Origin of the sequence: Bradyrhizobium sp. CCGB12 (assembly GCF_024199845.1) — a bacterium.
GTDB lineage: Bacteria > Pseudomonadota > Alphaproteobacteria > Rhizobiales > Xanthobacteraceae > Bradyrhizobium.
This window is the reverse complement of record NZ_JANADO010000001.1, coordinates 1,119,887-1,144,890: the sequence shown is the minus strand read 5'-3', so window position 1 is coordinate 1,144,890 and position 25,004 is coordinate 1,119,887. Positions and strand designations below refer to the sequence as shown.

Here is a 25,004-nt window from a genome sequence, read left to right as displayed (position 1 = left end):
GGCGGGGCATCCGCCAAGGGGAGCAAGCAATGGATTTTGGCAGGATTTCACGACGTCATTTGTTGCAAGGCGGTGCGGCCCTGACCCTCGGCGCCGCATCTGGCATCCGCCCGGCCTTCGCCGCCGAGACGACCATCGGCTTCATCTATGTCGGCTCGCGTGACGACTATGGCTATAACCAGGCCCATGCGCAGGGCGCAGCGGCGCTGAAGAAGATTCCGGGCCTCAAGGTTGTCGAGGAAGAGAAGGTGCCGGAGACCGACGCGGTCGAGAAGACAATCGAATCTATGATCAACCTCGACGGCGCCAGCCTGCTCTTCCCGACCTCGTTCGGCTACTACAATCCGCACGTGGTCAAGATGGCCAACAAGTACCCGAAGCTGCGCTTCGAGCACTGCGGCGGCCTGTGGAGCGACAAGGATCCAAAGAACGCCGGCAGCTATTTCGGCTACATCGACGAGGCTCAATACATCTCGGGCATCGTCGCCGGCTACACCTCCAAGAGCGGCAAGCTCGGCTTCGTTGCGGCAAAGCCGATCCCACAGGTGCTGCGCAACATCAACGCCTTCACCCTCGGCGCCAGGCTCGCCAACCCCAAGGCCACCACGCAAGTCATCTTCACCGGCGATTGGTCGATGCCGGTCAAGGAGGCCGAGGCTACCAACAGCCTGATCGACCAGGGCGTGGACGTGCTCACCTGCCATGTCGACGGCCCGAAGACCATGGTCGAGAACGCAGCGCGCCGTGGCGCCTTCGTCTGCGGCTACCACACCAACCAGTCGCCGCTCGCGCCGAAGGCCTATCTCACCGGCGCGGAGTGGAATTGGGAAGCGCTGTATCCGAAGTTCGTGAAGATGATCGCTGGCGGCGAGAGCATCCCGAACTTTTATCGCGGCGGCATCAAGGAGGAGATCGTCAAGACCTCGCCTTTTGGCGAAGCGGTTTCCGCCGAAGCACGCAAACACGCCGACGACGTCAAGGCCAAATTCCTTTCGGCCGAAGGTTACGCCATCTTCAAGGGAGGGCTGGTCGACAACAAGGGCAAGACGGTGATTGCGGCCGGCACTGATCGGGGCCAGAAGGATCCCGAGCTGGAAAAGATGGACTACCTCGTCGAAGGCGTGCTCGGAGCGACTTCGTGACGACGGAAGCTGCGGATCCCGCTGATGCGGCCGGGACGATTGCCCCGGCCGCGGATTTCGGCTTTCCCCAGCGTCACGGCGCGACAATCGAGTACATCCTGATCCCGGGCGCCGCGCTCGTCGGCGCGCTCGTGGTCTTCGGCATCTTCGTCGCGATATCAGGCAAGAATCCGCTCGATCTCTATTTCTATATGTACTACGGCGCGTTCGGCACCTGGTTCTCCTGGCAGAACACACTCACGCGCGCTGCTCCTTTGATCCTGACTGCACTCTGCACCGCGTTGCCCGCACAGCTTGGCATGGTCATCATCGGCGGCGAAGGCGCGCTCTTGATCGGCGCGCTGTCGGCAACCAGCGCCGCGCTGGCGCTTCAAGGCATGCCCCCGTTCATCGTGCAGATCGCCATGGTCATTGCCGGCGTGGTCGGTGGCGGCTTGTGGATCATGCTGTCGGGCGGCTTGCGGCAGTATCGCGGTGTCAACGAGACGATCGCGAGCCTGCTGCTCGTCTACATCGCGCTCGCGATCCTCAACCATCTCGTCGAAGGCGTGATGCGCGATCCCGCCAGCCTCAACAAGCCCTCGACCCGCGAGATCGGCGCCGCCAACATGATCGGCACCATTCCCGGCACCGACGTGCATTGGGGCCTCGTCTTCGGCCTGATCGCCGCGATCGCCGCCTACATCCTGATCTATCACACCGTGTTCGGCTTCGCCGCGCGGGTCGCCGGCGGCAACATCCGCGCCGCGAAGATCGTCGGCCTCGGCGTCAACAAGCTGATCCTGACCATTTGCTTCCTTGCCGGCGGCGCTGCAGGCCTTGCCGGCATGATCGAGGTCGCCGCCGTGCAGGGACGCACCAATGCCAATCTCGCGGCGGGCTACGGCTTCACCGGCATTCTCGTTGCCTTTCTGGCGCGGCAAAATCCGCTTGCGATCATTCCGGTCGCGATCCTGCTCGGCGGCATCAGCGCCAGCGGCGGCCTGCTGCAACGTCGCCTTGGGTTGCCCGATGCCTCCGTGCTGGTGCTTCAAGGCATCATCTTCGTCTTCGTGCTCGCCAGCGACGCGCTCTACGGGCGCATCGGTTTCCTGAAGGGAAGATCCTGATGGCAGACGGATCAATCGGCCTCTGGACCGTTCCGCTCGCCGTGCTCGGCGGCGCCATTCGCGTCTCGACGCCATTCCTGTTCGTGAGCCTGGGGGAATGCATCACCGAGCGCTCCGGCCGCATCAATCTCGGCCTCGAAGGTACGCTGGTGATGGGCGCGATGAGCGCCTATGGCATCTCGTACCTTTCGGGCTCTCCGTGGCTGGGCGTGCTCGCCGCCGGCATCACCGGCGCGCTCCTGGGCGCGCTGCACGCCGGCATCTGCTCGCTGCCGCGCGTCAACGACATCGCCGTCGGCATCGCCTTGATGCTGCTCGGCACCGGCCTTGCCTTCTATCTCGGCAAGCCGCTGATCGAACCCACCGCACCACGCCTGCCTGCGATCGATTTCGGCTGGTGGAGCGACGTTCCGCAGGTGCGCGCGGCGCTGCGCATCAACGTGCTCTTCCTGATCGGCATCACGCTCGCGCCGATCCTGTACTGGGCGTTCCGGACCACGCGCTGGGGCCTGCTTATTCGCACGGCCGGCGAGAGCTCGGATGCCGCGCGTGCGATGGGCCATTCCGTGTTGCTGATCCGCCTGCGCGCCACCATGGTCGGCGGCTTCCTCGCCGGGATCGGCGGCTCATTCCTGTCGCTGTTCTATCCCGGGAGCTGGAACGAGGGTCTTTCCTCGGGCCAGGGCATCACGGCGGTCGCGCTCGTGATCTTCGCGCGCTGGGATCCCCTGCTCTGCCTGTGGGCCTCGCTCGCCTTTGGCGGCGCCGCGGCGCTGGGGCCTGCGCTGCAGTCGGTCGGCGTCACCGCCGGCTATCACCTCTTCAACGCGGCGCCCTACATCCTGACGCTGGCGATCATGATCATCACCTGCTCGCCCAAACGCACGCTGACCGGAGCCCCGGCCGAATTGTCGATCACCCGCTAGAGAGCAAAGTCATGCCTGTGCGCTACATCAAGTCCGAGCCCTACGCCTGGCCCTATAACGGCGACCTCCGTCCCGAAAACACCGCGCTCATCATCATCGACATGCAGACCGATTTCTGCGGCGTCGGCGGCTATGTCGACAAGATGGGCTACGACCTCTCGCTGACGCGGGCACCGATCGAACCGATCAGGAAGCTGCTCGCAGTGATGCGCAGCCAAAACTTCCACATCATCCATACCCGTGAAGGCCACCGCCCGGATCTCTCCGACCTTCCCGCCAACAAGCGCTGGCGCTCGCGCCAGATCGGCGCCGGCATCGGCGATCCCGGACCCTGCGGCCGCATCCTGGTGCGCGGCGAGCCCGGCTGGGACATTATCCCGGAGCTGGCGCCGCTGCCGGACGAGCCCATCATCGACAAGCCCGGGAAGGGTTCGTTCTGCGCCACCGACCTGGAGCTGATCCTGCGCGTGCGCGGCATCGAGAATATCTTGTTGACCGGCATCACGACCGACGTCTGCGTTCACACCACCATGCGCGAGGCCAATGACCGCGGTTTCGAATGCGTGCTGCTGCACAATTGCTGCGGCGCGACCGACAAGAGCAACCACGACCACGCGCTGAAGATGATCAAGATGCAGGGTGGCGTGTTCGGCGCGGTCTCGACTTCCGACGCCGTCATCGGAGCGATTTCGTGATCATCGGCGAAACGCCGCCGCCTGCCGGCGCCTTCGGCATCGACGCCATCGCCATGACGATGCGCTTCGGCGATTTCCTGGCGCTCGACAATGTCGAGCTGAAGGTGCGGCCGGGCTCGTTCCACGCGCTGCTCGGCGAGAACGGGGCCGGCAAGTCGACCCTCGTCAAATGCATCATGGGTTATTACCACGCGACCGAGGGCGACATCCTCGTCGGCGGCCGCGAGCAGACCATCGCCAATCCGAAGGATGCCCATGCGCTCGGCCTCGGCATGGTCTATCAGCACTTTACCCTGGTGCCCGCGATGACTGTCGCGGAGAATCTTGTGCTGGCGCGCGACGACGTGCCGGCCGTCGTGAACTGGCCGAAGGAATTGAAGGAGCTTGAGTCCTTCCTGGCGCGGATGCCCTTCAAGGTGCCGCTCGGCGCCAAGGTCTCCGACATCTCCGCCGGCGAGCGGCAGAAATGCGAGATCCTCAAGCAGCTCTATCTGAAGCGCCGCTTCCTGATCCTGGACGAGCCGACCTCGGTGCTGACACCGGCGGAAGCGGACGAAGTTCTCGGCATGCTCCGAGACATGGTCGTCAGGGGCGAACTGACGATCCTGATGATCACGCACAAGTTCCGCGAGGTCATGGCCTTCGCGGACGAGGTCACCATCCTGCGCCGCGGCAAGCTTGCCGGTCACGGCAAGGTCGCCGACCTCACGCCTGACGCGATGGCACGCACCATGATCGGTGCCGAGGAATTGACGGTGCAGCCGCCGCGCACCGGCAAGGCTGGTCAGGCGCGGCTGGAGCTGAAACAGGTCCGCGCGCTCGACGATGCCGGCGCCATTGCCGTCCATGACGTCTCGCTCACCGTGCGCGCCGGCGAGATCGTCGGCATCGCCGGTGTCTCCGGCAACGGCCAGCGCCAGCTGGTCGAGGTGCTGGCCGGCCAACGCGAGGCCGAAAGCGGCGAGATCCATGTTGCCGGTGATCGCTACCGCGCCAGCCGCGAGGAAATGCGGCGCCACAAGATGTCTCTCCTGCCCGAGGAGCCGCTGAAGAACGCCTGCGTCGGCAGCATGAGCGTTGCCGACAACATCGCCTTCCGCGAGTTCGATCGCGCCCCCTTTGCCAGCGGCGGCTGGTGGCTCAACCGCAGCGCCTTTCGTGACGATGCAAGGAAAAAGATTGCGCAGTACCAGGTCAAGACCCGCACGCCTGATACCCCGATCTCGGCACTGTCGGGCGGCAACGTTCAACGCGCCGTGCTCGCCCGCGAACTCGGCGGCGACGTCGAGGTGTTGATCGCGGCCAATCCCTGCTTCGGTCTCGACTTCGCCGCGGTGGCGCAGATTCACGCCGAGATCATGGCGGCGCGCAATCGCGGTGCGGCGGTGCTGCTGGTCAGCGAGGATCTCGACGAATTGCTCGAACTCTCCGATCGGCTGGTGGTGATGTTCCACGGCGAATTGGTGTATGAAGCACGGACCAGCGAGGCCGACCTCACCGTGGTCGGCCGTCACATGGCAGGGCACTGACCTCGGAGGAGCGATGCACGGCGCAGCCGAACGTGACGAGCACTTTCTGCGTCTGTCCTTCGCGGTCGCCCGCCGCTCCCTCACCCATGGCAATCATCCCTTCGGCTGCATCGTCGTCGATACGGAAGGCAAGGTACTGATCGAGTCGGAGAACGGCTACATGCCGGACCATGACGGCACCGCGCATGCCGAGCGCCTCGCGGCCACGCAGGCCTCTCGCACGCTCAGCCGCGAGGTGCTGGCGAAGGCAACGCTCTACTCCTCCGCCGAACCCTGCGCGATGTGCGCCGGCGCGATCTACTGGGCCGGCATCGGCCGCGTGGTCTACGGCCTCAGCGAGCACCGCCTGCGGGGTGTCACCGGCAACCATCCGGAGAACCCGACGCTCGACCTGCCCTGTCGCAAGGTCTTTGCCAGCGGGCAGCGGCCGACCGAAGTCATCGGCCCACTGCTCGAAGAGGAGGCCGAAGCGCTGCACGACGGCGTGTGGACGAAGTAGGAATTCCGATAACTGGAACTTCAGGATGGGCAAAGAGCGCGGGTGCCATCCACAGGTTCCGATTTGGCCTAAACCGTCACAAATTTGCAACAGGCGCCGCCCGCAGACACGATTGCTGCTGCTACTCTCGGTTGGTGGCAATCGTCGTTCGAAACCGATCGCACGACTCGTCGGCACCACCGCGCTGCCGCCGCATTGAGCACGGGACGACGCTTTTTCCCACCTTACGCGACGGCTCAAACTAGCCCACAATTGAGGCACTTCATCCATCCAAGCGCATCAGCGAATGTTAGATCAGACGCCTGACGGCCTGCATTTCGGCGAGCTCCCTCTTCTTCAGACGATCGGGCTCACCAAGCGCTATGGTGATTTCCTCGCCAACGATTCCATCGACATCGAGATCCGGCCGAAGCAGATCCACGCCTTGCTGGGCGAGAACGGCGCCGGCAAGTCGACGCTCGTCAAGGCGATCTACGGATTGATCCAGCCCAGCGCCGGCGAGATTCGCTGGCAGGGCGAACGAATGCTGCTGTCCGGCCCCTCGGACGCGCGCAGCCGCGGCATCGGCATGGTGTTCCAGCATTTCTCGCTGTTCGACAATCTCACCGTCGCCGAGAACGTCGCGCTCGGCCTCGACGGCAAAGAGTCCTTCAAGGACATGTCGGCGCGGCTGCAGCAGGTCTCGAAGACCTATGGCTTGCCACTCGATCCCAAGCGCGAAGTCTGGCAATTGTCGGTCGGCGAGCGTCAGCGCATCGAGATCGTCCGCGCGCTGATGCAAAATCCGAGATTCCTGATCCTGGACGAGCCCACGGCGGTGCTGACGCCGCAGGAGGCCGACCAGCTCTTCATCGTGCTGGAACGGCTCAAGACCGAAGGCCGCGCCATCCTCTACATCAGCCACAAGCTGGAGGAGGTGAAGCGGCTTTGCGACACCGCAACGATCCTACGCGGCGGCAGGAAGGTCGAGACCTGCAATCCCCGACGCGAAACCGCCGCCTCGCTCGCGCGCATGATGGTCGGGAGCGAGATCAAGCAAGTGAAGGCCGCATCCGGCCGCAAGACCACCGTGCCGCGGCTTGTTGTCAACGATCTTTCACTTCCACCTGGCGAAGCGCATGGCGTTCGGCTCGAGCACATTTCGTTCGCACTGAAGGGCGGCGAGATCCTTGGAATCGCCGGGGTCGCCGGCAACGGCCAGGACGAGCTGTTCGCCGCGCTCTCCGGTGAGCGACTCTCGAAGGATCCTGGCACCATCGTGATCGAGGGCATCGCCGCAGGCCACCTCTCGATCACGCATCGACGCAAGCTGGGCGCCGCCTTTGTGCCCGAGGAGCGGCTCGGCCACGGCACCGCACCGCGCATGAAGTTGTCGGAAAACGCGCTGCTCACCGGACATGCGGCCAGCGGCATGGTCCATCGCGGCTTCATCAACACCGCAGCCACGCTGAACACGGTCGACCGCGCAACCCAGACATTTGACGTCCGCAAGACCAAGCGCGATCCGGAAGCTGCCAGCCTTTCCGGCGGCAATCTGCAAAAGTTCATCGTGGGACGGGAGATCCTGCGCAACCCCGCGGTGCTGGTGGTGAGCCAGCCCACCTGGGGAGTCGACGCCGGCGCTGCCGCCGTGATCCGCCAGGCGCTGCTTGATCTTGCAGCCGCAGGCGCCGCCGTGCTCGTCACCAGCCAGGATCTCGACGAGCTCGCCGAGATCGCCGACCGCATCGCAGTAATGTTCCACGGCCGGCTCTCCGCACCGCTCGCAGCGAGCGAAGCAGGCCGCGAAAAGCTCGGCCTTCTCATGGGCGGCGGCAGCCTGGAGCCGAAGGAGGCCGCGCATGCGATTGGTGCTTGAGAGGCGCGCCGAGCGCTCCACTACGATCGCGCTGGTCTCGCCGCTGATCGCGATCGGCCTCACGATCGCGACCATGGTCATCCTGTTCGCGATCCTCGGCAAGAATCCGCTGCTCGCCTTGCATGCCTATTTCATCGCGCCCTTGACCGACGGCTATTCGCTCCAGGAAATCGCGGTGAAAGCGACGCCGCTGGTGATGATCGCGATCGGGCTCTCCCTCTGCTATCTCGCCAACGCCTGGAATATCGGCGCCGAGGGCCAGTTCCTGATAGGTGCCGTCGCCGGGAGCTGGATCGCGGTGAAGACACAGGGCACCGATGCCGGGGCCTGGGTGCTGCCCGTCATGCTCGTGCTCGCCGCGACCGCAGGCGCGCTCTATGCGCTGATCCCCGCAATCTGCAGGGTGAAGTTCGGCGCCAGCGAGATTCTGACCAGCCTGATGCTGGTCTATGTCGCCGACCTTCTCCTGGACTATCTCGTGCGCGGCCCCTGGCGCGATCCGCACGGTTTCAACTTCCCGACCACGGCCGAGTTCGATCCGGTGGCGACGGTGCCGCTGTTGATCGAGGGCGGCCGGCTGCATCTCGGCGCGATCATCTCCCTGCTCGTCGTCGCAGCAGCGGCGATCCTGCTCGGGCGCACCATCAAGGGCTTTGAAATCCGCGTCGTCGGTGCTGCACCCCGCGCCGCGCGCTTCGGCGGCTTCAATGCCAATCAGCTCATCGTCCTGACTTTCGCCGTCTCGGGCGCGCTCGCGGGCCTCGCCGGAATCATCGAGGTCGCGGGCCCCGTCGGGCATCTCCAGCCCGGCATCTCGCCTGGTTATGGTTTTACCGCGATCATCGTTGCCTTCCTCGGCCGGCTGAACCCGGTTGGAATACTCGTTGCAGGCCTCTTCCTCGCATTGACCTTTATCGGCGGTGAGCAGGCGCAGATCGCGATGAAGATCCCGTTGGACGTCACCAAGGTCTTTCAGGGCGTTCTGTTATTCTACGTGCTAGCCTGCGATTCCCTGATCCTGTACCGCTTCAAGCTGGTTTTCCCGAACCGACAGGTGGCCCGTGGAACTGGTTGAGGCCATCATCCTCGCGGTGCTTGCCGCGTCGACGCCGCTCTTGATTGCGGCGACCGGCGAGCTCGTGACCGAACGCTCCGGCGTTCTCAATCTCGGGGTCGAGGGCATGATGATCGTCGGCGCCGCCTGCGGCTTTGCCGGCGCCTGGCTGACCGGATCCATCTTCATTGGCGCGCTGTTCGGCATTGTCGCGGGCACGCTGATGTCACTGGTCTTTGCGCTGATGACGCTCGCGCTCGCCGTCAACCAGGTCGCCACGGGTCTCGCGCTGACCATCCTCGGCATCGGACTCTCCGGCCTGATCGGCGCCGGCTTCGTCGGTGAGCGCATCACGCCGGCCGTGCACCTCGCCATTCCTGGCCTCACTGACATCCCCCTGATCGGCCGCGTGCTGTTCGGCGAGGACGGCTTCGTCTATTTCTCCATTGCACTCATCGTCGGCGTCTGGTGGTTCCTGTACCGCACGCGCGCGGGGTTGATCCTGCGCGCCTGCGGCGACAATCATGTCTCTGCCCATGCGCTCGGCTATCCCGTGCTGCGCATCCGCACCTTCGCCGTGATGTTCGGCGGCGCCTGCGCCGGACTCGCCGGCGCTTATCTGCCGCTTGCCTATACCCCGTTCTTCATTCCCGGCATGACCGCAGGTCGCGGCTGGATCGCGCTGGCGTTGGTGGTGTTCTCGTCCTGGCGGCCCGGCCGGCTCGTCGTTGGCGCCTATCTCTTCGGCGCAGTGACGATCCTGCAATTGCACGCCCAAGGCTGGGGCGTCGGTATCCCCTCGCAGTTCATGTCGGCGCTGCCTTACCTCGCGACCGTCATCGTGCTGGTCCTGCTCTCCCGCGCGCGCACCGGCGGCTCGACAGCGCCGGCGGCGCTCGGCACCGTGTTCGTGCCTGACCGCTGAGTTTCATTCCAAGGCGTGCGCGATGGGGCGCGCTCGCTGCGAATCTTGGCTTTCCCCTGATGTTTGGAGATCGATGATGAGGAAATCACTTCTTGCGCTGGCTGCCGGGCTCTTGCTTGCCGGGAGCGTCAGCGCAGCCACCGCCGCCGACAAGCTGAAGGTCGGCTTCATCTATCTGGGTCCGATCGGAGACCTCGGCTGGACCTATCAGCACGACCTCGCGCGCCAGGCGCTGGTCAAGGAATTGGGCGACAAGATCGAAACCACCTATCTGGAGAACGTACCCGAAGGTCCCGACGCCGAGCGCTCCATCGAGCAGCTCGTCCGCGCCGGCAACAAGCTCATCTTCACGACATCATTCGGCTACATGGATCCGACGCTGAAGGTCGCCAAGAAATATCCGAACGTGCATTTCGAGCACGCCACCGGCTACAAGCGCAACCCGAACATGTCGACCTATTCGGCCAAATGGTACCAGGGCCGCTACATCCAGGGCCTGATCGCGGCCAAGATGTCGAAATCAGGCGTGCTCGGCTATATCGGTTCGTTCCCGATTCCGGAGGTCGTGTCCGGCATCAACGCGACGATCCTGGCGGCGCAGACCATCAACCCGAACATCAAGGTCAAGATCATCTGGGCCAACACCTGGTTCGATCCGGGCAAGGAGGCCGACGCCGCCAAGGCGCTGATTGACCAGGGCGCCGACGTCATCATGCAGCACACGGATTCGCCAGCGGCAATGCAGATCGCCAGCGAACGCGGCAAGCTGGCCTTCGGCCAGGATTCCGAGATGATCAAGTTCGGGCCCAAGACCCAGCTCACCTCGATCCTCGACACCTGGGGCCCCTATTACATCGAGCGCGTCAAGGCCGAGCTCGCCGGCACCTGGAAGTCCGGGGACACCTGGGGCGGCCTCGACAGCCACATGTTCGCGATGGCGCCCTACACCAACATGCCTGACGACGTGAAAAAGATGGCCGAGGATGCCCAGGCTGCGATCACCGCGGGCAAGCTGCATCCGTTCAAATGCCCGATCGTTGGGCAGGACGGCAAGCCGGTCGAGTGCAAGGGCGGCGATCACCTCGATGACGGCCAGATCCTCGGCATGAATTTCTACGTCAAAGGCATCGACGACAAGCTTCCGGGCAAGTAGCACGTTTCTTGCATCGACTAAATCACCTGCTCCTCCCGGAGGAGGTTCGGAGGGGGTGGCCAGAAGCACCCGGCACTTGTGGTCGCCCCCTCTTTCTATTTTGCCTAGGAACTAGCCCACCTGCATCGCCCGCGCCGCCGTGCTGTGACGGCGGATGAGGTCGGCGACATCCAGTCCCGGGATCGCGCCGTCGATCACGGCCCATTTGCCCGCCACCATCACCCGATCGGCGCGATGCGCGCCACACAGCACCAGCGCGGCCAGGGGATCGCCATGGCCGGAGAAGCGCAGTTCGTCGAGCCTGAACAGCGCGAGATCGGCCGCCTTGCCGACGGCGATCTCACCGAGTTCCGGTCGGCCGACACACGCCGCTGAGCCCTTGGTGGCCCAGCGCAGGGCATCCTTGTGGCTGACCTTCGTCACGCCATAGCGCGCGCGTTGCAGCAGGAACGCGGCACGAACCTCCTGCATGAGATTTGAGCCATCATTCGAGGCCGAGCCGTCGACGCCGATACCGATGCCGACACCGGCCTCTTCCATCTCGCAGACGGGGCAGCAGCCAGACGCCAGAATCTGGTTGCTGCACGCGCAATGGCTGATGGTCGTCTTGGCCTTGCCGAGCCGCTTGATCTCGTCGTCGTTGAAAAAGATTCCGTGGGCGAGCCAGGTCCGCGCATTGAGCCAGCCGCATTGCTCGAGATAGTCGAGCGGGCGGCAGCCGTACATCTGCTCGCAGAACCTGTTCTCGTCCTCGGTCTCGGCGAGATGAGTGTGCAGGCGTACGTCGAGCTTGCCGGCGAGATCGGCCGTGGCGCGCATCAGAGACGTCGTCACCGAGAAGGGCGAACACGGCGCGAGTGCGATCTGCACCATCGCATCCGCACCGCGCTCGTGATGCTTTGCCACCGCGAGCGCGCTGTCGGCAAGGATGGTGTCCTCGTCCTGGACGACGCTGTCGGGCGGCAAGCCGCCGTCGCGCTGCGACAGGTTCATCGATCCGCGCGTCAGCAGCACGCGCACGCCGAGCCGCTTTGCCACCGCGACTTCGATATCCACGGCGTCCTCGAGTCCTGCCGGGAATACGTAATGGTGATCGGTCGTCGTGGTGCAACCCGACAACAGCAGCTCGGACATCGCCACGGTGACGCCGAGCTCCAGCGCTTCGGGCTTCAGCTTCGCCCACACCGGATAGAGTGCCTGAAGCCAGGGAAACAGCTCCCGGTCCATCGCCGCCGGCAACGCCCGCGTCAGGGTCTGGTAGAAATGATGGTGGGTGTTGATCAGGCCCGGCAGCACGACGTGTTGGCCCGCATCGAACACCGCGACATCCGCCGTCGCAGGCGTCCCGCCGGCCGGCACGAGTTCGACGATCCGGCCGCCCTTCACCACGATTCCACGCTCGGCGCCGTCTGCGAGGATGGCGAGGGGATCCCTGATCCAGATCGGCTGTATGTCGCTCATGATCCCACTTCCCCTCACATTCGCGCGACGAGCATTCAATGCGGCCAAGTGCCCGAACGCCGTCATGCTACGACTTGTTTCTTGCGACTTGGCTCCGGTCTTGCAAGACTCGTCCGTACGATTCACCGGGCGGAAGCTTTGGCACAGCCATGGATTTGAATACCATCACAGCAGTCGCCCATCCGCAAACGCGCGCGCAACTACCCGTCTGGACGGCAGGTGATGCTTGGCTTGCAGGCGGCACCTGGCTGTTCTCGGAGCCGCAGGTCCATTTGAGGCGGCTGATCGATCTGACCGACCTGAAATGGCCGGCGCTGACGATCACCGAAAGCCATCTCAGCATCGCCGCCACCTGCACCATCGCAGAGCTCGATGGTCTCGCCTGCCCGTCTGACTGGCTCGCGGCGCCGCTGATCGGCCAGTGCTGCCGGGCTTTTCTTGCTTCGTTCAAGATCTGGAAGACCGCGACCGTCGGCGGCAATGTCTGCATGTCCCTGCCGGCAGGACCGATGATCTCGCTCACATCAGCGCTCGACGGCGTCTGCACCATCTGGAAGGTGCGCGGTGGAGAGCAGAAGATTCCGGTCGTCGACTTCGTCACCGGCAACCAGCGCAACCGCCTGACGCCGGGCGACCTGATCCGACAGATCGATATCCCGATTGCTGCATTAAGGCGCCGCACGGCCTTTCGCCAGATCTCGCTGGCGCCAGTCGGCCGCTCGGCGGCGCTGCTGATCGGCAGTCTCGATGCTGATGGTACGCTGACGCTGACAGTTACAGCGTCGACGGTGCGGCCGATCCAGCTGACCCTTCGCAAGGCCCCGGACGCCGGCGCGCTTCTAGAGGCGATCACGCAGCGCATCACGGATGACCTGTACCACACCGACATCCACGGTAAGCCGCTCTGGCGCAAGCACATGACGCTGCGGCTCGCCGAGCAGATCCGCGGCGAACTCTCTGCCGGAGCGCCGTCATGAGCTTCGAGATCAACGGCAAGCCATTTTCGCAAGCGTCGCGCGCCGGCCAGTGTCTGCGCACGTTCTTGCGCGAACTGGGCCAATTCGGCGTGAAGAAAGGCTGCGATGCCGGCGATTGTGGCGCCTGCACCGTGCTGCTGGATGGCGAGCCGGTCCATAGCTGCCTGATCCCTGCTTTCCGCGCCGAGGGACGCGCCGTGACCACGATTGAAGGTCTTGGCGGGGACCACGGCGTCCATCCGATGCAGCAGGCTTTCCTCGATGCTCAAGGCTTTCAATGCGGCTTCTGCACCGCCGGCATGATCCTGACCTGCGCCTCGCTGAACCAGGCCCAGCGCACCGATCTCGGCACCGCGTTGAAGGGCAATATCTGCCGCTGCACCGGCTATCGTTCGATCGAGGATGCGATCCTCGGCAAGACAAATGTCGAGGCGAGCGTCGAGGCCGGCGCCGCATTCGGCCGTAGCCTGCCGGCCCCCGCAGGTCCCGACATCGTCCACGGCAAGGCACGCTACACGTTCGATACCGTCATGGACGGACTGCTGCACATCAAGCTGCTCCGCTCGCCTCATGCTCACGCCAGGATCATCGCGATCGACAAGTCGGAGGCCCTTCGCGTTCCCGGCGTGCACGCGGTGCTGACGCATGAGGATGCGCCGTCGGTCCTGATTTCCACCGCGCGCCATGAGAAGGACTGGATGGATCCCGAGGACACCCGCATCCTCGATGACGTCGTCCGCTTCATCGGTCAGAAGGTCGCGGCCGTCGTCGCCGAGAGCGAAGCCGCTGCCGAGGAGGCGTGCCGGCGGCTCAGGGTCGAATACGAGATCCTGCCTGCGCTGATCGATCCGGAAGAGGCGATGACGCCGGGCGCGCCCGTCATTCATCCTGACCGCACCACGGCGAACCGCGTCGCCGATGCCCAGCGCAACCTCGTTGCGGAGACACACGGCGAATTCGGCGACGTTACGGCCGCACTCGCGACCTCCGCCATCACCTTCGAAGGCACCTTCCACAGTCATCGTGTGCAGCATGCGGCGCTGGAGACCCACGGCGGCCTCGCCTGGCTCGACGATGCAGGCGTGCTCAACGTCCGCACCTCGACCCAGGTGCCGTTCCTGACCCGGCGCGCGCTGTCTGACATCTTCGAGCTCCCCCTGGACAAGGTTCGCGTGTTCTGCGAACGCGTCGGTGGCGGCTTTGGCGGCAAGCAGGAGATGTTCGTCGAGGACGTCCTTGCACTCGCCACGCTCAAGACCGGACGTCCGGTGAAGCTCGAGCTGACGCGCGAGGAGCAATTCATCGCGACGTCGACGCGGCACCCGATGCGGGTTCACATCAAGGCCGGTGCCGATGCCGACGGCAAGCTGACCGCGCTGCAGCTCGAGGTGCTCTCGAACACCGGCGCCTACGGCAATCACGCCGGCCCTGTGATGTTCCACTCGCTGTCGGAGTCCATCGCCGTCTACAATTGCGCGAACAAGCGGATTGACGGCTTCGCCGTCTACACCAACACGGTGCCATCGGGCGCGTTTCGCGGTTATGGCCTGCCCCAGACGCAGATTGCGATCGAAGCCGCGATCGACGAGCTGGCCAGACAGCTCGGTATCAGCCCCTTCGAGATGCGCCGGCGCAACATCGTCAGGGACGGCGACCCCATGCTGTCCCCGCCGCCGTCCGAATTTCACGACGTCGTCTATGGCTCCTACGGGCTCGACCAGTGCCTCGACCTCGTCGAGCGCGCCATGCAGGCCGATGGCCCGCAGCCGGACCTGCCGCCGGAATGGCTCATCGGCGACGGCATCGCCCTGACCATGATCGACACGGTGCCACCGGCCGGCCATCTCGCCGACGCCATGATCGCGCTCAACGACGACGGCAGCTTCGACCTCACCGTCGGCACCGCCGAGTTCGGCAACGGCACCAGCACTGTGCATCGGCAGATCGCTGCGACAACGCTCGCGACCACCGTAGACAGGATTCGCCTGCGCCAGTCCGACACCGCCCATGGCGGCCACGACACCGGCGCCTATGGCAGCGCGGGCATGTTCGTCGCGGGCAAGGCGACACATGCGGCGGCCATGCACCTCGCGACGGAGCTGAAGACGGCCGCCGCAAGCGTCTGGCTCTGCGATGCCGCGAGCTGCACGCTCGAGGCCGAAGCCGTCGTCAGCGGCGTCCGGCGCATGTCGTTTGCGGAATTGGCAAGGCTTGCGCGCGAACGGGGACAGCCGTTCGCGGCCAGCGGAAATTCCACCGGCACGCCGCGCTCGGTTGGCTTCAACGTGCAGGGCTTTCGGATCGCCGTGAACAAGGGCACCGGCGAGCTCAAGATTCTCAGGAGCGTACATGCGGCAGACGCCGGCGTCGTCGCCAATCCGATGCAATGCCACGGGCAGGTCGAAGGCGGCGTCGCGCAGGCGCTCGGCGCCGCGCTCTACGAGGAGATGGTGATCGATACGGACGGCCGCGTCACCAATGCCAAGTTCCGCGACTATCACCTGCCCTCCTTCGCCGACGTGCCTCGTACCGAAGTGTTCTTCGCCGACACCAGCGACACGGTCGGACCGCTTGGAGCAAAGTCGATGAGCGAGAGCCCGTACAATCCGGTCGCCGCCGCGCTGGGCAACGCGATCGCCAACGCCACCGGCATCCGCTTCACAGCGCCGCCCTTCAAGCCGGACCGGCTATTTCCGGCCTTGCACGACAAGTTCGGTAGCTAGCTGCCGCGGTAGGTCGAATAGCTCCATGGCGTGACCAATAGCGGCACGTGATAGTGTCCCTCCGGCTCGCTGAACGCGAAGCGCAGCGGGATCTCGTCGAGGAACGGCGGGTCGGATAACGGTACGTTGCGCTCGGCGTAATATTTGGCGACGCTGAAACGAAGCTCGTAGCGGCCGATCGGCAGCGGGCGACCGCCGATTAGCGGCTGGTCGGTGCGGCCGTCGGCGTTGATCACGGCGCGCGCAATGACGCGGCTCTCGCCGAGGCTCGCGAGCTCCACCAGCTCAACTGGGATGCCTGATCCAGGCTTGCCCGTGTGATTGTCGAGCACATGCGTCGACAGCCGGCCGTGCACCCTCAGCCTGTCGTCGGCAATGACGAGCTGATCGAGCCGCAGCGCGGAAATGCGGCCGATCTCCTCGATCGCGCGCCTTATCTCGGTCTTGACGATGTTGAGCAGCCGCACCTCGAAGTCACGCAGGATGGAATCTCTGGTGTGACGGCGCACGCAGACGATATAGGGGAAGCCGAACTTGTCGCGGTAGGCGTTGTTGGCGCGCTCGAACGCGGCGTATTCGGCGTCCGACAATCTGTCGAGTCCGGCGCTGTTCTGCTCGTCGGTCGATTCCGTCGTGAGGCCGGCGGCGCGCTGCGTTTTGTTGGCGAGATCAGGATGCGCCCGGATCAGCGCCATCTGAACGTCAGGCTCGGCGCTCTGGATCGCCGCCATCAGCGCGGCATGCAATTGGTTGATGCCGCCGAATGGCCGCTTGCCGGCGAGCTGCTCGGCGATCCACGGCGAGTATTCGACGACGTTGGCGAGCGCCGCAACGAAATCGGCTTTACTTGCGGCGTTGAGATCGGAAAGAGAGATCTGCGACATCGCCCCCTCACCCGATCTCGAAGGCGTCGGCGGCAAGATGCGCGTGCTTGTCGTGCCAGTGCTGTGCGATCTGCAATCGCGTCGGCACCCAGACGCGCTCGTGCCCGCCGATATAATCCAGGAAGCGGATCAACCCCGCAGCACGGCCGGGCCGGCCGGCGAGGCGGCAGTGCAGGCCCACCGACATCATCTTCGGCGCGCTCTCGCCCTCGGCATAAAGCACGTCGAAGGCGTCCTTCAGATAGGTGAAGAACTGCTCGCCTTCGGCAAACCCTTGCGGGTTGATGAAGCGCATGTCGTTGGCGTCCAACGTATAGGGAATGACGAGCTGCTTGCCGCCTGCGCCCTTCACCCAGTAGGGCAGATCGTCGGCGTAGGAATCGCAGAGATAGAGGAAGCCACCCTCCTCCATCAGGAGACGGTTGGTGTTGATCGAGGAGCGCCCGGTGTACCACCCGAGCGGCCGCGATCCCGTCGCCTCGGTGTGGACGCGGATTGCTTCGGCGATCTCGGCGCGCTCCTGCGCCTCGGTCATGTCCCTGTGCTCGATCCACTTCAGACTGTGGCTGGCGATGTCCCAGCCCGCTTCCTTCATGGCAGCGACGATTTCCGGGTTGCGCTTTAGCGCCGTAGCGACGCCGAACACGGTGGTCGGCCAGTTGCGCGCGGTGAACATCCGGCACAGCCGCCAGAACCCGGCGCGCGAGCCATATTCGAACATGGATTCGATGTTGGCATGGCGTTGGCCCGGCCAGGGCTGCGCGCCGAGCACGTCGGACAGGAAGGCTTCCGAGGCGCGGTCGCCGTGCAGGATGTTGTTCTCGCCGCCCTCCTCGAAATTGACGACGAACTGAACCGCGATCCGCGCATCGCCGGGCCATTGCGGATGCGGCGGATTGCGGCCGTAGCCGCGGAGATCGCGCGGGTAGCTTGTGTCAGTCACTCAGACTTCCTCGAAGCGAATCGGCAGAGCGCCCTTCCACAGCACGCTCTTACCAAGCGTCGCCAGATTCTCCAGGCCCGAGATCAGCGTGATGAAATGGTTGCCGGCGAGTTGGCCCATCTTGCTCGCGAAGTGCACGCCGCCATAGGCGAGCAGGATCTCGGTCTCGCTGATGCCACCGGGATAGAGGATGATCTGGCCGGGCGCGGGATAGCTCGTGTGGTTCTCGTAGCCGACGCCGAAATCGAGATCGCCGAGCGGCATCCACACCCCTTCGCCACTCCAGCGCACATGGATGATGTGGCTTTCGAACGGCAGCGCCTTGCGGAACGCGGCGACTGTCTTGGGCGCCAGCTGCTCCTCGAAACGGGCATCGAAGGTGAAATCGCCGGCGCGGATAACGAGTTTGCTCATCTCATCTCTCTGGGTCGGGGGCGATGGCCCCACAGGGAACAGTCAAAGAGCACTCCCGACAGCTTCGCGCAAGGGGCGCGGCCCGTCACCGGCGGGGTCAGGATGCCCGGCCGTGGTCATCTTGATTTGCGCGGCCGCCTGCGAGGCGATCAGCAGCAGGGCCAGCGGATATCTCGACATCGTTGTCGCCTGGAAACTCAATTGGCCCATTGAACCGGATTGCGGCGGGCAAGTCCATCGGCCCCACGGGCGGGGTTGCCGATTATTTGGCCGGGCGCCGCCGGGTTGTCATTGCTGTGCAAGTTCACTAATTCGCTGATCGAATGGTTTAGGTCTGGGCCTCGGCAAATTCCTTCGGTGTCTTGCCGCCGAGGGCCTGATGGGGCCTGAAGTTATTGTAGTAGATCACGTACTCGAACAGCTCGTTGGCGAAGTGGTCTAGGTTATCGAAGGTTGCGCCTTCGATGACGTCGTCGTCCAGGGTTCGCCAGAAGCGTTCGACCTTGCCGTTGGTCTGCGGCCGGTAGGGTCTGGTGTAGCGATGCTTGATGCCGAGCTCGATCAGCATGGCCTCGAAGGGATGCTCTTCAGGCGTGTTGCGGGATGCGAACTCCGCGCCGTTGTCGGACAGGATCTCGGCAAACTGGATCCCATAGGTGACGTTGAGCGTGTTGATCATCTTCAAGGTCTTAAACATGACCGGCAGGGCCTTTTTTGAAGTCAGCACCTCGGCCCAGGCCAGGCGCGAGCAACTGTCGACCAGGCTGACGATAAAGGCGGGGCTTGAGGGGGGCGCCAGGAACATGTCGCGGGACAGCTGGTGCAGGTCGACATGGCCGAGCTCGCCGATCTTGTCCTTGATAATACGACGTTTCTCCTCGCGCATCGTCGGGGTGCGGCGGTTGAGCTGATTGCGTTTGAAGACCCGGTAGATGGTCGAGAGCGACGGTACCGTATCTCGCCGTTCGCGCAAGGCAGCGTGGACCTCGTACCGGTTCATGCCGCGCGTTCGGCAAGCAACGATCTCCGCCTCGATGCCTTGCGGCTCGCGGCGCTCGCGCCACTTCGGTCCGCGGCGTTGCGGCAACAGGTCAGCCTCCGCGCCGCTCCGCAGGTAGCGGTTGTAGTACTTCCGGAAGGTCTGCGAGCAGGTGCCGTGGTGCTTGTAGAAGTCTCCCACCCGGCGGAACGTCGCCGACCGCCCGGCCTTCACCTCCTCATACTCGGCGATCAGGAACCGCCACTTCTGAAGATAATTCCGCTCAATCGTCCGGTCGAAGCTGTTGTCGCGCATCGGATCCTCCACGCTGGGAACGGATTCGATCAGCGAATTAGTGAACTTGCACAATTGCGAGCGCAGCGAAAGCTCGCGCCCTCGTGTCCCGGACAAGCTGCGACGCGCCAGCGTTGCGGCGCAGAGCCGGACCCAGGGCGGCACGATACATGCGGAGAGATGGGCCCCGGCACTGCAGCGCATCGTCGAAGGGACGCTGCGCTGCGTCCGGGGCACGAGGGCGGAGTGTGGCGCACGCTCTCTCTTCCTCGTCATTGCGAGCGCAGCGAAGCAATCCAGAGTCTTTCCGTGGAAGGATTCTGGATTGCTTCGTCGCTTCGCTCCTCGCAATGACGGAGTGTGAGGTGGCAGCGTTGGTTCTCCAAATGATGCTGTCATTCCCGCCTTGTGCGCAATTGCGCACTGGAGCGGGGAATCCAGTACGCTGCGGCGTCTCGATGCAATCACTGCCGTCTCGGAGTACTGGATCGCCCGCCTTCTGTTTCGCGGGCGATGACAGCGAGTGTGGTCGCAGACACGGCTCCACATCCTCGCGACTGATTTCGCCCGAGCTTTGCTTCGTCGCTCTCCCTCTAAAAGCCAAGAGGGCGCAGGGAAGGCCGGGTGCCAGCTCGCACCCGCGGTCCGCTGCGCGAAAAGCACACGCAGAGAAACCGCACAGCAGCATACAGGTGTAGCCAATCACTCGGCCTTCCCTGCGCGATGGTCGGACGGCTTATGCCGTGCTCTCCCGGGAGCCGAGTTCCTTCTGGCCTCCCTCACCCTCACGGAATTCACCGGAACCGCGCCGGTTGACGCGACTGCCGCATCCGCAAGAGCTTGACCGTAGCAACGACGGCCAGGACCACACGGTTTTGCCGTACGCACGGCTCGCCATTTCGCCGCAGTTTTCCCAGCCCCGTCGACGGAGCCGGAAACTTACGGGCGAGACGAACCTGACAGCGTCGTCCGTCCGCGCGAAGCCATGGGGCTCACGGAGAGCAATCCGCCCTGCCCTTGGCTTTCCGCGCCCGACGCTGCCGCGTCCACCGCAAGCCCGGCTCGCGAACATGACGACCACAAGATCGCCCCTCAAGAGTGAGCCGGGATGGGAAACACATACGCCATTTCCGAATTTCGGTAAAGTGGAATGTTTTTGCGTAATGAGATTGACAGAGGGCGACACAGGGCGAAAACCTGTAGCCCGGATGGAGCGCAGCACAATCCGGGAAAGGTGGCGCTCCGAAGGAGAGGCCCCGGACTACGCTTCGCTCCATCCGGGCTACGGGCGTTCAGGAGCAACAAAAAGGGCGGTGCAGAGCACCGCCCTTCCTGGTGAAAACGGCCCGTTTAATAGGGCTGGTAATATTGGCGCGGGCCGTAATAGGGATCGCCACCATAATAGCCCGGGCCGCCGTAGTAAGGACGCGGGCCGTAATAATAGCGGTTCTCGTAGTACTCCTGGCGCCGCTGCTCGGCGATCACCCCTCCAATGATGCCCGCCGCAGCGCCCATGAAGGCGAGGCCTGCGGCATTCGACCCTCGTCGAGAGTAGTGGCGACGTCGGGCTGCGCTGAAATCGGTGACATTGGATTGGCCAGCTGCAACAGCCTTTCCGGATACCGCCTCAGCCAGCACCGAGGACGCCGCGGCCGACGGCGAAGCGGAGGCCGCAATCAGGGCGAGGCTTGCGAACGCGGCCAGTACAGCGTTGCGGCCGGCTGCGGAAATCATCGGTCCATCACTCATCTTGATCTTGACCTTCCTCTGTTCTCGCCCAAAGCGACATAAGCAAACCACCTACAATGCCAAAACGCCGAAATGGTTTCTGCTCGCGGCAATCTGCCACGCCTTGAACGATTGTAAACCGAACGACCAGATCCAGCTTGAACCATCCAACCTGAGCGGTTAATGAACAGCCGCGCCGTTTTTCGGTCGCCGTAAGCGTTTCACGTGAACCAACGCATCAACCGACGCCGTCGGGATCGATGCCATTTTCCAGGGTTCACCGTGATCGACGCGTCCTTTTCGTCAAGAGAAATCAAATGATTGCGGTTCGCAAACTGCCGGCGCGCTACGCGCCGATCGTGATGCCGTACGTGCTGTCCATCCTCATGATGGCCGTAGTGTCGGTCATTTCGACGCTGCGGAGCCTCGGCGCCACGCCGGCGTTCCTGGCGACATGGCCGGGCGCCTGGGCGCTGTCATGGCTCGTCGCCTTCCCCACACTGCTGTTGGTGCTGCCACTGGTCCGACGGATCGTGGCCTGCCTCGTCGCGTCTCCTCCTCAACCAGGCCGCTAGCCGGCGCGGACGGCGGCGCATGACGCGCGCCGTCCCGCTTCCATGATTGCTCACCACCTTGGACCAGGCTTCCACACTTCTCACCTCTCCCGTCTCGCTGTCGCGACATCCTCCGCTGCTGCTCTACATCGCCTCGCGAACCCTGTCGGAATTCTCCTATCAGGTCGCTACCGTCGCTGTGGGCTGGCAGATCTACGCGCTGACCGGCAGCGCCCTCTATCTCGGCCTTGCCGGTCTCGTGCAGTTCATTCCGAGCGCGCTGCTCGTCTTTGTCGCCGGACATGCGGCCGACCGCCACGACCGCAGGCGCATCGTCCAGCTCTGCGAGCTGACGCAAGGCCTCGCCGCCGGTTATCTCGCGGTGCGACTGCTGATGGGGACACTCACCGCGCCCGAGATATTCATCGTGCTCAGCGTGTTCGGTCTCTGCGGCGCCTTCGAGAGTCCCGCCTCGTCGGCGCTGCTGCCGGCCGTCGCACCGGAAGGCATGCTGCAACGAGCGACCGCGCTATCGACCGGCACCTGGCAGGTCGCGGCCATTGGCGGTCCGGCCGTTGGCGGGCTCGCTTACGCCATCTCACCAGGCGCGCCGTTCGTTTTGATGGCCGTGCTGTCGCTGATCGCGTGCGGCCTCAGCGGCCTGATCCGGGTCGAACGCGCCGCGCCTTCCGAACACGAAGGTGTCGACGGCCTGTTCGCCGGCCTGCATTTCGTCCGCAGCAATCCCGCGATCCTCGGCACGATCTCACTCGATCTGTTCGCGGTCCTGCTCGGCGGTGCCACCGCGCTGCTGCCGATCTATGCTAAGGATATCTTGCAGGCCGGGCCGTGGGCGCTCGGCGTGATGCGTGCCGCGCCTGCGGTCGGCGCGCTCTTGATGACCGCTGTGATCGCGCGCCATCCGATCACACGGCGCGCGGGCCTGCGAATGTTCCAGGCGGTGATCGCCTTCGGGCTCGCGACCATCGTGTTCGCGCAGTCGAAAAACATCTGGATCTCGATCGTCGCGCTTGCCGCGATGGGCGCAGCCGACACGATCAGCGTCGTGGTCCGCGTCGCGCTGGTACAGCTTTCGACACCGGATGCGATGCGCGGCCGCGTCGGCGCCGTCAACTTCCTCTTCATCAACGCCTCGAATCAGCTTGGCGAATTCGAGAGCGGCATGGCGGCGGCCCTGCTCGGCGCGATGCCGGCGGCGGCACTCGGCGGGATCGGCACCATCGCGATCGCGCTGCTCTGGATGAAGCTGTTCCCGGCGCTGCGCGAGGTCGATCAGCTGGAGTGATTAAGACAGCGCGCCCAACACGCCGCGCGTCGCCTTGTCGATTTCCTCGACATAGCGGCGGCGGACGAAGTTCTCGGTGAGGAAGCCGACCACCTTGCGGCTGTCGGTGGAATCGACCACCGCCAGCATCTCGGCTTCGGCCTCGTCGAACACCGCCATCGCCGACTTCACGTTCATTTCCGGGATCAGCACGATGTCGATCAGGCGGGCAAGCTCGATCACCTGGATATCGTCGGCGATGGTGTCGAGGTCGCTGGAGAACAAATCGGGCAGCAGGACGAGACCGACATATTCGTCGGCATTGTTGACGATGACGACGCCCGGCCGCGAGCCCAGCGCGAATTCGCGGCGGACCGCGGCGATCGTCGTGGTCGACGGCACCTTACCGACGTCGGAGCGCATCAAGCGTTCGACGGTGAGATTGCGCAGCCAGCCGACGTCGTTGGCGCTGCGAATGGTCTCGCCGCGCAGATGCAGGCGCCAGGTCGAGAAGGAGTGGCCGAACATGAAGCGGACGCAGATCGAGGTGACGATGCAGCCAGCCAGCACCACGGCGGTAACGTCGACATTGCGGGTCATCTCGAGCACGAGGAACGACATGGTGAGGGGACCGCCGACGACGGCGACACCGAGCGTCGCCATGCCCGTCAGCATCGCCACCAGCGGATCGATCACGAAATTCGGACTGATCAGAAGCAGCACCGCGGCGAAGAACTTTCCGATCAGGCTGCCGACGAACAGCGAGGCGAAGAACAGGCCGCCGCGAAAGCCCGAGGCCAGCGAGATCAGGCAGGCCGTCACCTTCAGGGCGATGATCAGCGCGATCAGGCCGATCGTCATCTCGTGGAAGAGATCGAGCACCATGGCGCCGTGGCCGGCTGCCAGTACCTGCGGCGTGACGATGGCGAAACTGCCGACGATGAGGCCGCCGATCACCGGACGCAGCCAGACCGGCATCCATGCGAACAGGCGCTCGAACATCGACGAGGAGCGCATCACGGCGATGCCGACGCCGCTGGTGACGAGGGCGAGCCCGATCAGGGCCAGGTATTGCTCGACGCCGACGGCGCTGACCTTCGGTATCTCCAGCGAGTACGGCGCGCCGCCGAGCCATTGCGCGGTCAGGGCGCCCGCGAGCGAGGCCGCCAGGATCGGCGCGGCGCTGCCGACCGAATAGACGCCGACGATGAGCTCGCAGGCGTAGAAGGCGCCCGTGATCGGCGCGCCGAACGCCGCCGCGATCGCGGCGGCAGCGCCGCAGCCGACCATCAGGCGCAGATCGTTGCGGCGCAGATTGAAGAACTTGCCGAGCAGCGAGGCGATACCCGAGCCGATCTGGGTATAGCCGGCCTCGAGGCCGACCGAGGCGCCGCAGCCGTTGGAGATCAGGGTCTGGCTCGACACCACCACGCTGTCCCGCATCGACAGATTGCCGCCGCGCAACGCGTTCGCCTCGATCGGGTCGACGGCGTTCGAGATCTTCATGCGCCGCCGCGACCATTCCATGATGCCGAGCGCGAGCCCGCCAAGCGCAGGCGCGATCAGCGCCGCCCAGGGGCTGACATACGCGTGAGCCGACAAGTGGACATCAACGGGAATTCCGTAAATCACCACATGCGCGATTTGGGCGATGTGGGCCATCAGCGTCACCACCGCGCCCGCGAGCGTGCCGATCACGAGCGCGAGAGGGATCAGGTAGAACTCGTTGCTGCGCAGCAGGGCGCGCAGCCGAACCATGGTGCGGTTCGTCCCCTTGCGATCGACGAGACGTCTGATCCGTACGAACACCTTCTGCCCGCCCTACCCTTCCGCCAGGCCGTAGCCGGCCATGCGCCGGGAGACCCGCTCGAT

The 25,004-nt window shown here is 64.6% G+C and carries 22 protein-coding genes; 14 read left to right on the top strand and 8 right to left on the bottom strand.

All coding sequences use genetic code 11. The features are described 5' to 3' along the window. Positions 1 to 29 precede the first annotated feature (29 nt). The 10 genes from NLM27_RS05325 (at position 30) to NLM27_RS05280 (ending at position 10,890) form a co-directional block, all read left to right on the top strand. Positions 30 to 1,142 (top strand): BMP family ABC transporter substrate-binding protein, encoded by a 1,113-nt coding sequence (locus tag NLM27_RS05325; protein ID WP_254142345.1) that lies wholly within the window; start codon positions 30 to 32, stop codon positions 1,140 to 1,142. Continuing rightward, a complete protein-coding gene (locus tag NLM27_RS05320) occupies positions 1,139 to 2,251 on the top strand; it encodes an ABC transporter permease (RefSeq protein WP_254142344.1) in 1,113 nt (370 codons plus the stop codon). The genes NLM27_RS05325 and NLM27_RS05320 overlap by 4 nt, the downstream gene beginning before the upstream one ends. Continuing rightward, complete coding sequence (locus NLM27_RS05315) at positions 2,251 to 3,177, top strand: ABC transporter permease (RefSeq protein ID WP_254142343.1); 927 nt, start codon at positions 2,251 to 2,253, stop codon at positions 3,175 to 3,177. Before NLM27_RS05320 ends, NLM27_RS05315 begins: the two co-directional genes overlap by 1 nt. Positions 3,178 to 3,188: 11 nt before the next feature. Further along, the gene (locus tag NLM27_RS05310; RefSeq protein WP_254142342.1) at positions 3,189 to 3,872 is read left to right on the top strand and encodes a cysteine hydrolase family protein; all 684 of its coding nucleotides are present in this window, start codon (positions 3,189 to 3,191) and stop codon (positions 3,870 to 3,872) included. Beyond that, positions 3,869 to 5,401 (top strand): ABC transporter ATP-binding protein, encoded by a 1,533-nt coding sequence (locus tag NLM27_RS05305; RefSeq protein ID WP_254142341.1) that lies wholly within the window; start codon positions 3,869 to 3,871, stop codon positions 5,399 to 5,401. The genes NLM27_RS05310 and NLM27_RS05305 overlap by 4 nt, the downstream gene beginning before the upstream one ends. 13 nt (positions 5,402 to 5,414) lie before the next feature. Further along, positions 5,415 to 5,900 (top strand): nucleoside deaminase, encoded by a 486-nt coding sequence (locus NLM27_RS05300; protein ID WP_254142340.1) that lies wholly within the window; start codon positions 5,415 to 5,417, stop codon positions 5,898 to 5,900. A gap of 286 nt (positions 5,901 to 6,186) precedes the next feature. Further along, on the top strand, positions 6,187 to 7,758 hold the full coding sequence (locus tag NLM27_RS05295; RefSeq protein WP_254142339.1) for an ABC transporter ATP-binding protein: 1,572 nt from the start codon (positions 6,187 to 6,189) through the stop codon (positions 7,756 to 7,758). Next, positions 7,742 to 8,833: an ABC transporter permease gene (locus NLM27_RS05290; RefSeq protein WP_254142338.1), complete on the top strand. Its 1,092-nt coding sequence runs from the start codon at positions 7,742 to 7,744 to the stop codon at positions 8,831 to 8,833. The genes NLM27_RS05295 and NLM27_RS05290 overlap by 17 nt, the downstream gene beginning before the upstream one ends. Beyond that, positions 8,820 to 9,737: an ABC transporter permease gene (locus NLM27_RS05285; RefSeq protein ID WP_254142337.1), complete on the top strand. Its 918-nt coding sequence runs from the start codon at positions 8,820 to 8,822 to the stop codon at positions 9,735 to 9,737. The genes NLM27_RS05290 and NLM27_RS05285 overlap by 14 nt, the downstream gene beginning before the upstream one ends. A gap of 76 nt (positions 9,738 to 9,813) precedes the next feature. Then, positions 9,814 to 10,890, top strand: a complete 1,077-nt coding sequence (locus NLM27_RS05280; protein WP_254142336.1) for a BMP family ABC transporter substrate-binding protein — start codon at positions 9,814 to 9,816, stop codon at positions 10,888 to 10,890. A gap of 111 nt (positions 10,891 to 11,001) precedes the next feature. Here NLM27_RS05280 and NLM27_RS05275 read toward each other — a convergent pair whose 3' ends face one another. Further along, positions 11,002 to 12,351 (bottom strand): 8-oxoguanine deaminase, encoded by a 1,350-nt coding sequence (locus tag NLM27_RS05275; protein ID WP_254142335.1) that lies wholly within the window; start codon positions 12,349 to 12,351, stop codon positions 11,002 to 11,004. A gap of 149 nt (positions 12,352 to 12,500) precedes the next feature. Between NLM27_RS05275 and NLM27_RS05270 the strand changes: the two genes are divergently transcribed. Next, the gene (locus NLM27_RS05270) at positions 12,501 to 13,328 is read left to right on the top strand and encodes an FAD binding domain-containing protein (RefSeq protein WP_254142334.1); all 828 of its coding nucleotides are present in this window, start codon (positions 12,501 to 12,503) and stop codon (positions 13,326 to 13,328) included. After that, the gene (locus NLM27_RS05265; protein WP_254142333.1) at positions 13,325 to 16,051 is read left to right on the top strand and encodes a molybdopterin cofactor-binding domain-containing protein; all 2,727 of its coding nucleotides are present in this window, start codon (positions 13,325 to 13,327) and stop codon (positions 16,049 to 16,051) included. The genes NLM27_RS05270 and NLM27_RS05265 overlap by 4 nt, the downstream gene beginning before the upstream one ends. Here NLM27_RS05265 and uraD read toward each other — a convergent pair. From uraD to NLM27_RS05235, 6 genes are all read right to left on the bottom strand, one after another. Beyond that, on the bottom strand, positions 16,048 to 16,935 hold the full coding sequence (uraD, locus tag NLM27_RS05260) for a 2-oxo-4-hydroxy-4-carboxy-5-ureidoimidazoline decarboxylase (RefSeq protein ID WP_254142332.1): 888 nt from the start codon (positions 16,933 to 16,935) through the stop codon (positions 16,048 to 16,050). The genes NLM27_RS05265 and uraD overlap by 4 nt on opposite strands. Positions 16,936 to 16,942: 7 nt before the next feature. Further along, positions 16,943 to 17,878, bottom strand: a complete 936-nt coding sequence (gene puuE / locus NLM27_RS05255; RefSeq protein ID WP_254142331.1) for an allantoinase PuuE — start codon at positions 17,876 to 17,878, stop codon at positions 16,943 to 16,945. Beyond that, positions 17,879 to 18,292, bottom strand: a complete 414-nt coding sequence (locus tag NLM27_RS05250) for a DUF3830 family protein (RefSeq protein ID WP_038957608.1) — start codon at positions 18,290 to 18,292, stop codon at positions 17,879 to 17,881. Between the two features lie 42 nt (positions 18,293 to 18,334). Further along, complete coding sequence (locus NLM27_RS05245) at positions 18,335 to 18,472, bottom strand: hypothetical protein (protein WP_254142330.1); 138 nt, start codon at positions 18,470 to 18,472, stop codon at positions 18,335 to 18,337. Positions 18,473 to 18,620: 148 nt separating this feature from the next. Next, a complete protein-coding gene (locus tag NLM27_RS05240; protein ID WP_254142329.1) occupies positions 18,621 to 19,586 on the bottom strand; it encodes an integrase core domain-containing protein in 966 nt (321 codons plus the stop codon). Between the two features lie 1,329 nt (positions 19,587 to 20,915). Next, on the bottom strand, positions 20,916 to 21,314 hold the full coding sequence (locus NLM27_RS05235; protein WP_254142328.1) for a hypothetical protein: 399 nt from the start codon (positions 21,312 to 21,314) through the stop codon (positions 20,916 to 20,918). A gap of 296 nt (positions 21,315 to 21,610) precedes the next feature. Between NLM27_RS05235 and NLM27_RS05230 the strand changes: the two genes are divergently transcribed. After that, complete coding sequence (locus NLM27_RS05230; RefSeq protein ID WP_254142327.1) at positions 21,611 to 21,868, top strand: DUF2798 domain-containing protein; 258 nt, start codon at positions 21,611 to 21,613, stop codon at positions 21,866 to 21,868. Positions 21,869 to 21,926: 58 nt separating this feature from the next. Beyond that, a complete protein-coding gene (locus NLM27_RS05225; protein WP_375142230.1) occupies positions 21,927 to 23,153 on the top strand; it encodes an MFS transporter in 1,227 nt (408 codons plus the stop codon). Here the strand turns inward: NLM27_RS05225 and NLM27_RS05220 are convergent, their stop codons facing one another. Then, positions 23,154 to 24,941, bottom strand: coding sequence for a chloride channel protein (locus NLM27_RS05220; RefSeq protein WP_254142326.1), 1,788 nt, complete (start codon positions 24,939 to 24,941; stop codon positions 23,154 to 23,156). Positions 24,942 to 25,004 lie beyond the last annotated feature (63 nt).

Bases quoted from the DNA above. Each gene is read 5' to 3' on its own strand.
- uraD (WP_254142332.1), bottom strand. From the start codon at position 16,935: ATGTCGCAGATCTCTCTTTCCGATCTCAACGCCGCAAGTAAAGCCGAT.
- NLM27_RS05275 (WP_254142335.1), bottom strand. From the start codon at position 12,351: ATGAGCGACATACAGCCGATCTGGATCAGGGATCCCCTCGCCATCCTC.
- NLM27_RS05295 (WP_254142339.1), top strand. From the start codon at position 6,187: ATGTTAGATCAGACGCCTGACGGCCTGCATTTCGGCGAGCTCCCTCTT.
- NLM27_RS05250 (WP_038957608.1), bottom strand. From the start codon at position 18,292: ATGAGCAAACTCGTTATCCGCGCCGGCGATTTCACCTTCGATGCCCGT.
- NLM27_RS05245 (WP_254142330.1), bottom strand. From the start codon at position 18,472: ATGTCGAGATATCCGCTGGCCCTGCTGCTGATCGCCTCGCAGGCGGCC.
- NLM27_RS05290 (WP_254142338.1), top strand. From the start codon at position 7,742: ATGCGATTGGTGCTTGAGAGGCGCGCCGAGCGCTCCACTACGATCGCG.
- NLM27_RS05265 (WP_254142333.1), top strand. From the start codon at position 13,325: ATGAGCTTCGAGATCAACGGCAAGCCATTTTCGCAAGCGTCGCGCGCC.
- NLM27_RS05235 (WP_254142328.1), bottom strand. From the start codon at position 21,314: ATGAGTGATGGACCGATGATTTCCGCAGCCGGCCGCAACGCTGTACTG.
- NLM27_RS05240 (WP_254142329.1), bottom strand. From the start codon at position 19,586: ATGCGCGACAACAGCTTCGACCGGACGATTGAGCGGAATTATCTTCAG.
- NLM27_RS05270 (WP_254142334.1), top strand. From the start codon at position 12,501: ATGGATTTGAATACCATCACAGCAGTCGCCCATCCGCAAACGCGCGCG.
- NLM27_RS05230 (WP_254142327.1), top strand. From the start codon at position 21,611: ATGATTGCGGTTCGCAAACTGCCGGCGCGCTACGCGCCGATCGTGATG.
- NLM27_RS05300 (WP_254142340.1), top strand. From the start codon at position 5,415: ATGCACGGCGCAGCCGAACGTGACGAGCACTTTCTGCGTCTGTCCTTC.
- NLM27_RS05315 (WP_254142343.1), top strand. From the start codon at position 2,251: ATGGCAGACGGATCAATCGGCCTCTGGACCGTTCCGCTCGCCGTGCTC.
- NLM27_RS05325 (WP_254142345.1), top strand. From the start codon at position 30: ATGGATTTTGGCAGGATTTCACGACGTCATTTGTTGCAAGGCGGTGCG.
- NLM27_RS05280 (WP_254142336.1), top strand. From the start codon at position 9,814: ATGAGGAAATCACTTCTTGCGCTGGCTGCCGGGCTCTTGCTTGCCGGG.
- NLM27_RS05310 (WP_254142342.1), top strand. From the start codon at position 3,189: ATGCCTGTGCGCTACATCAAGTCCGAGCCCTACGCCTGGCCCTATAAC.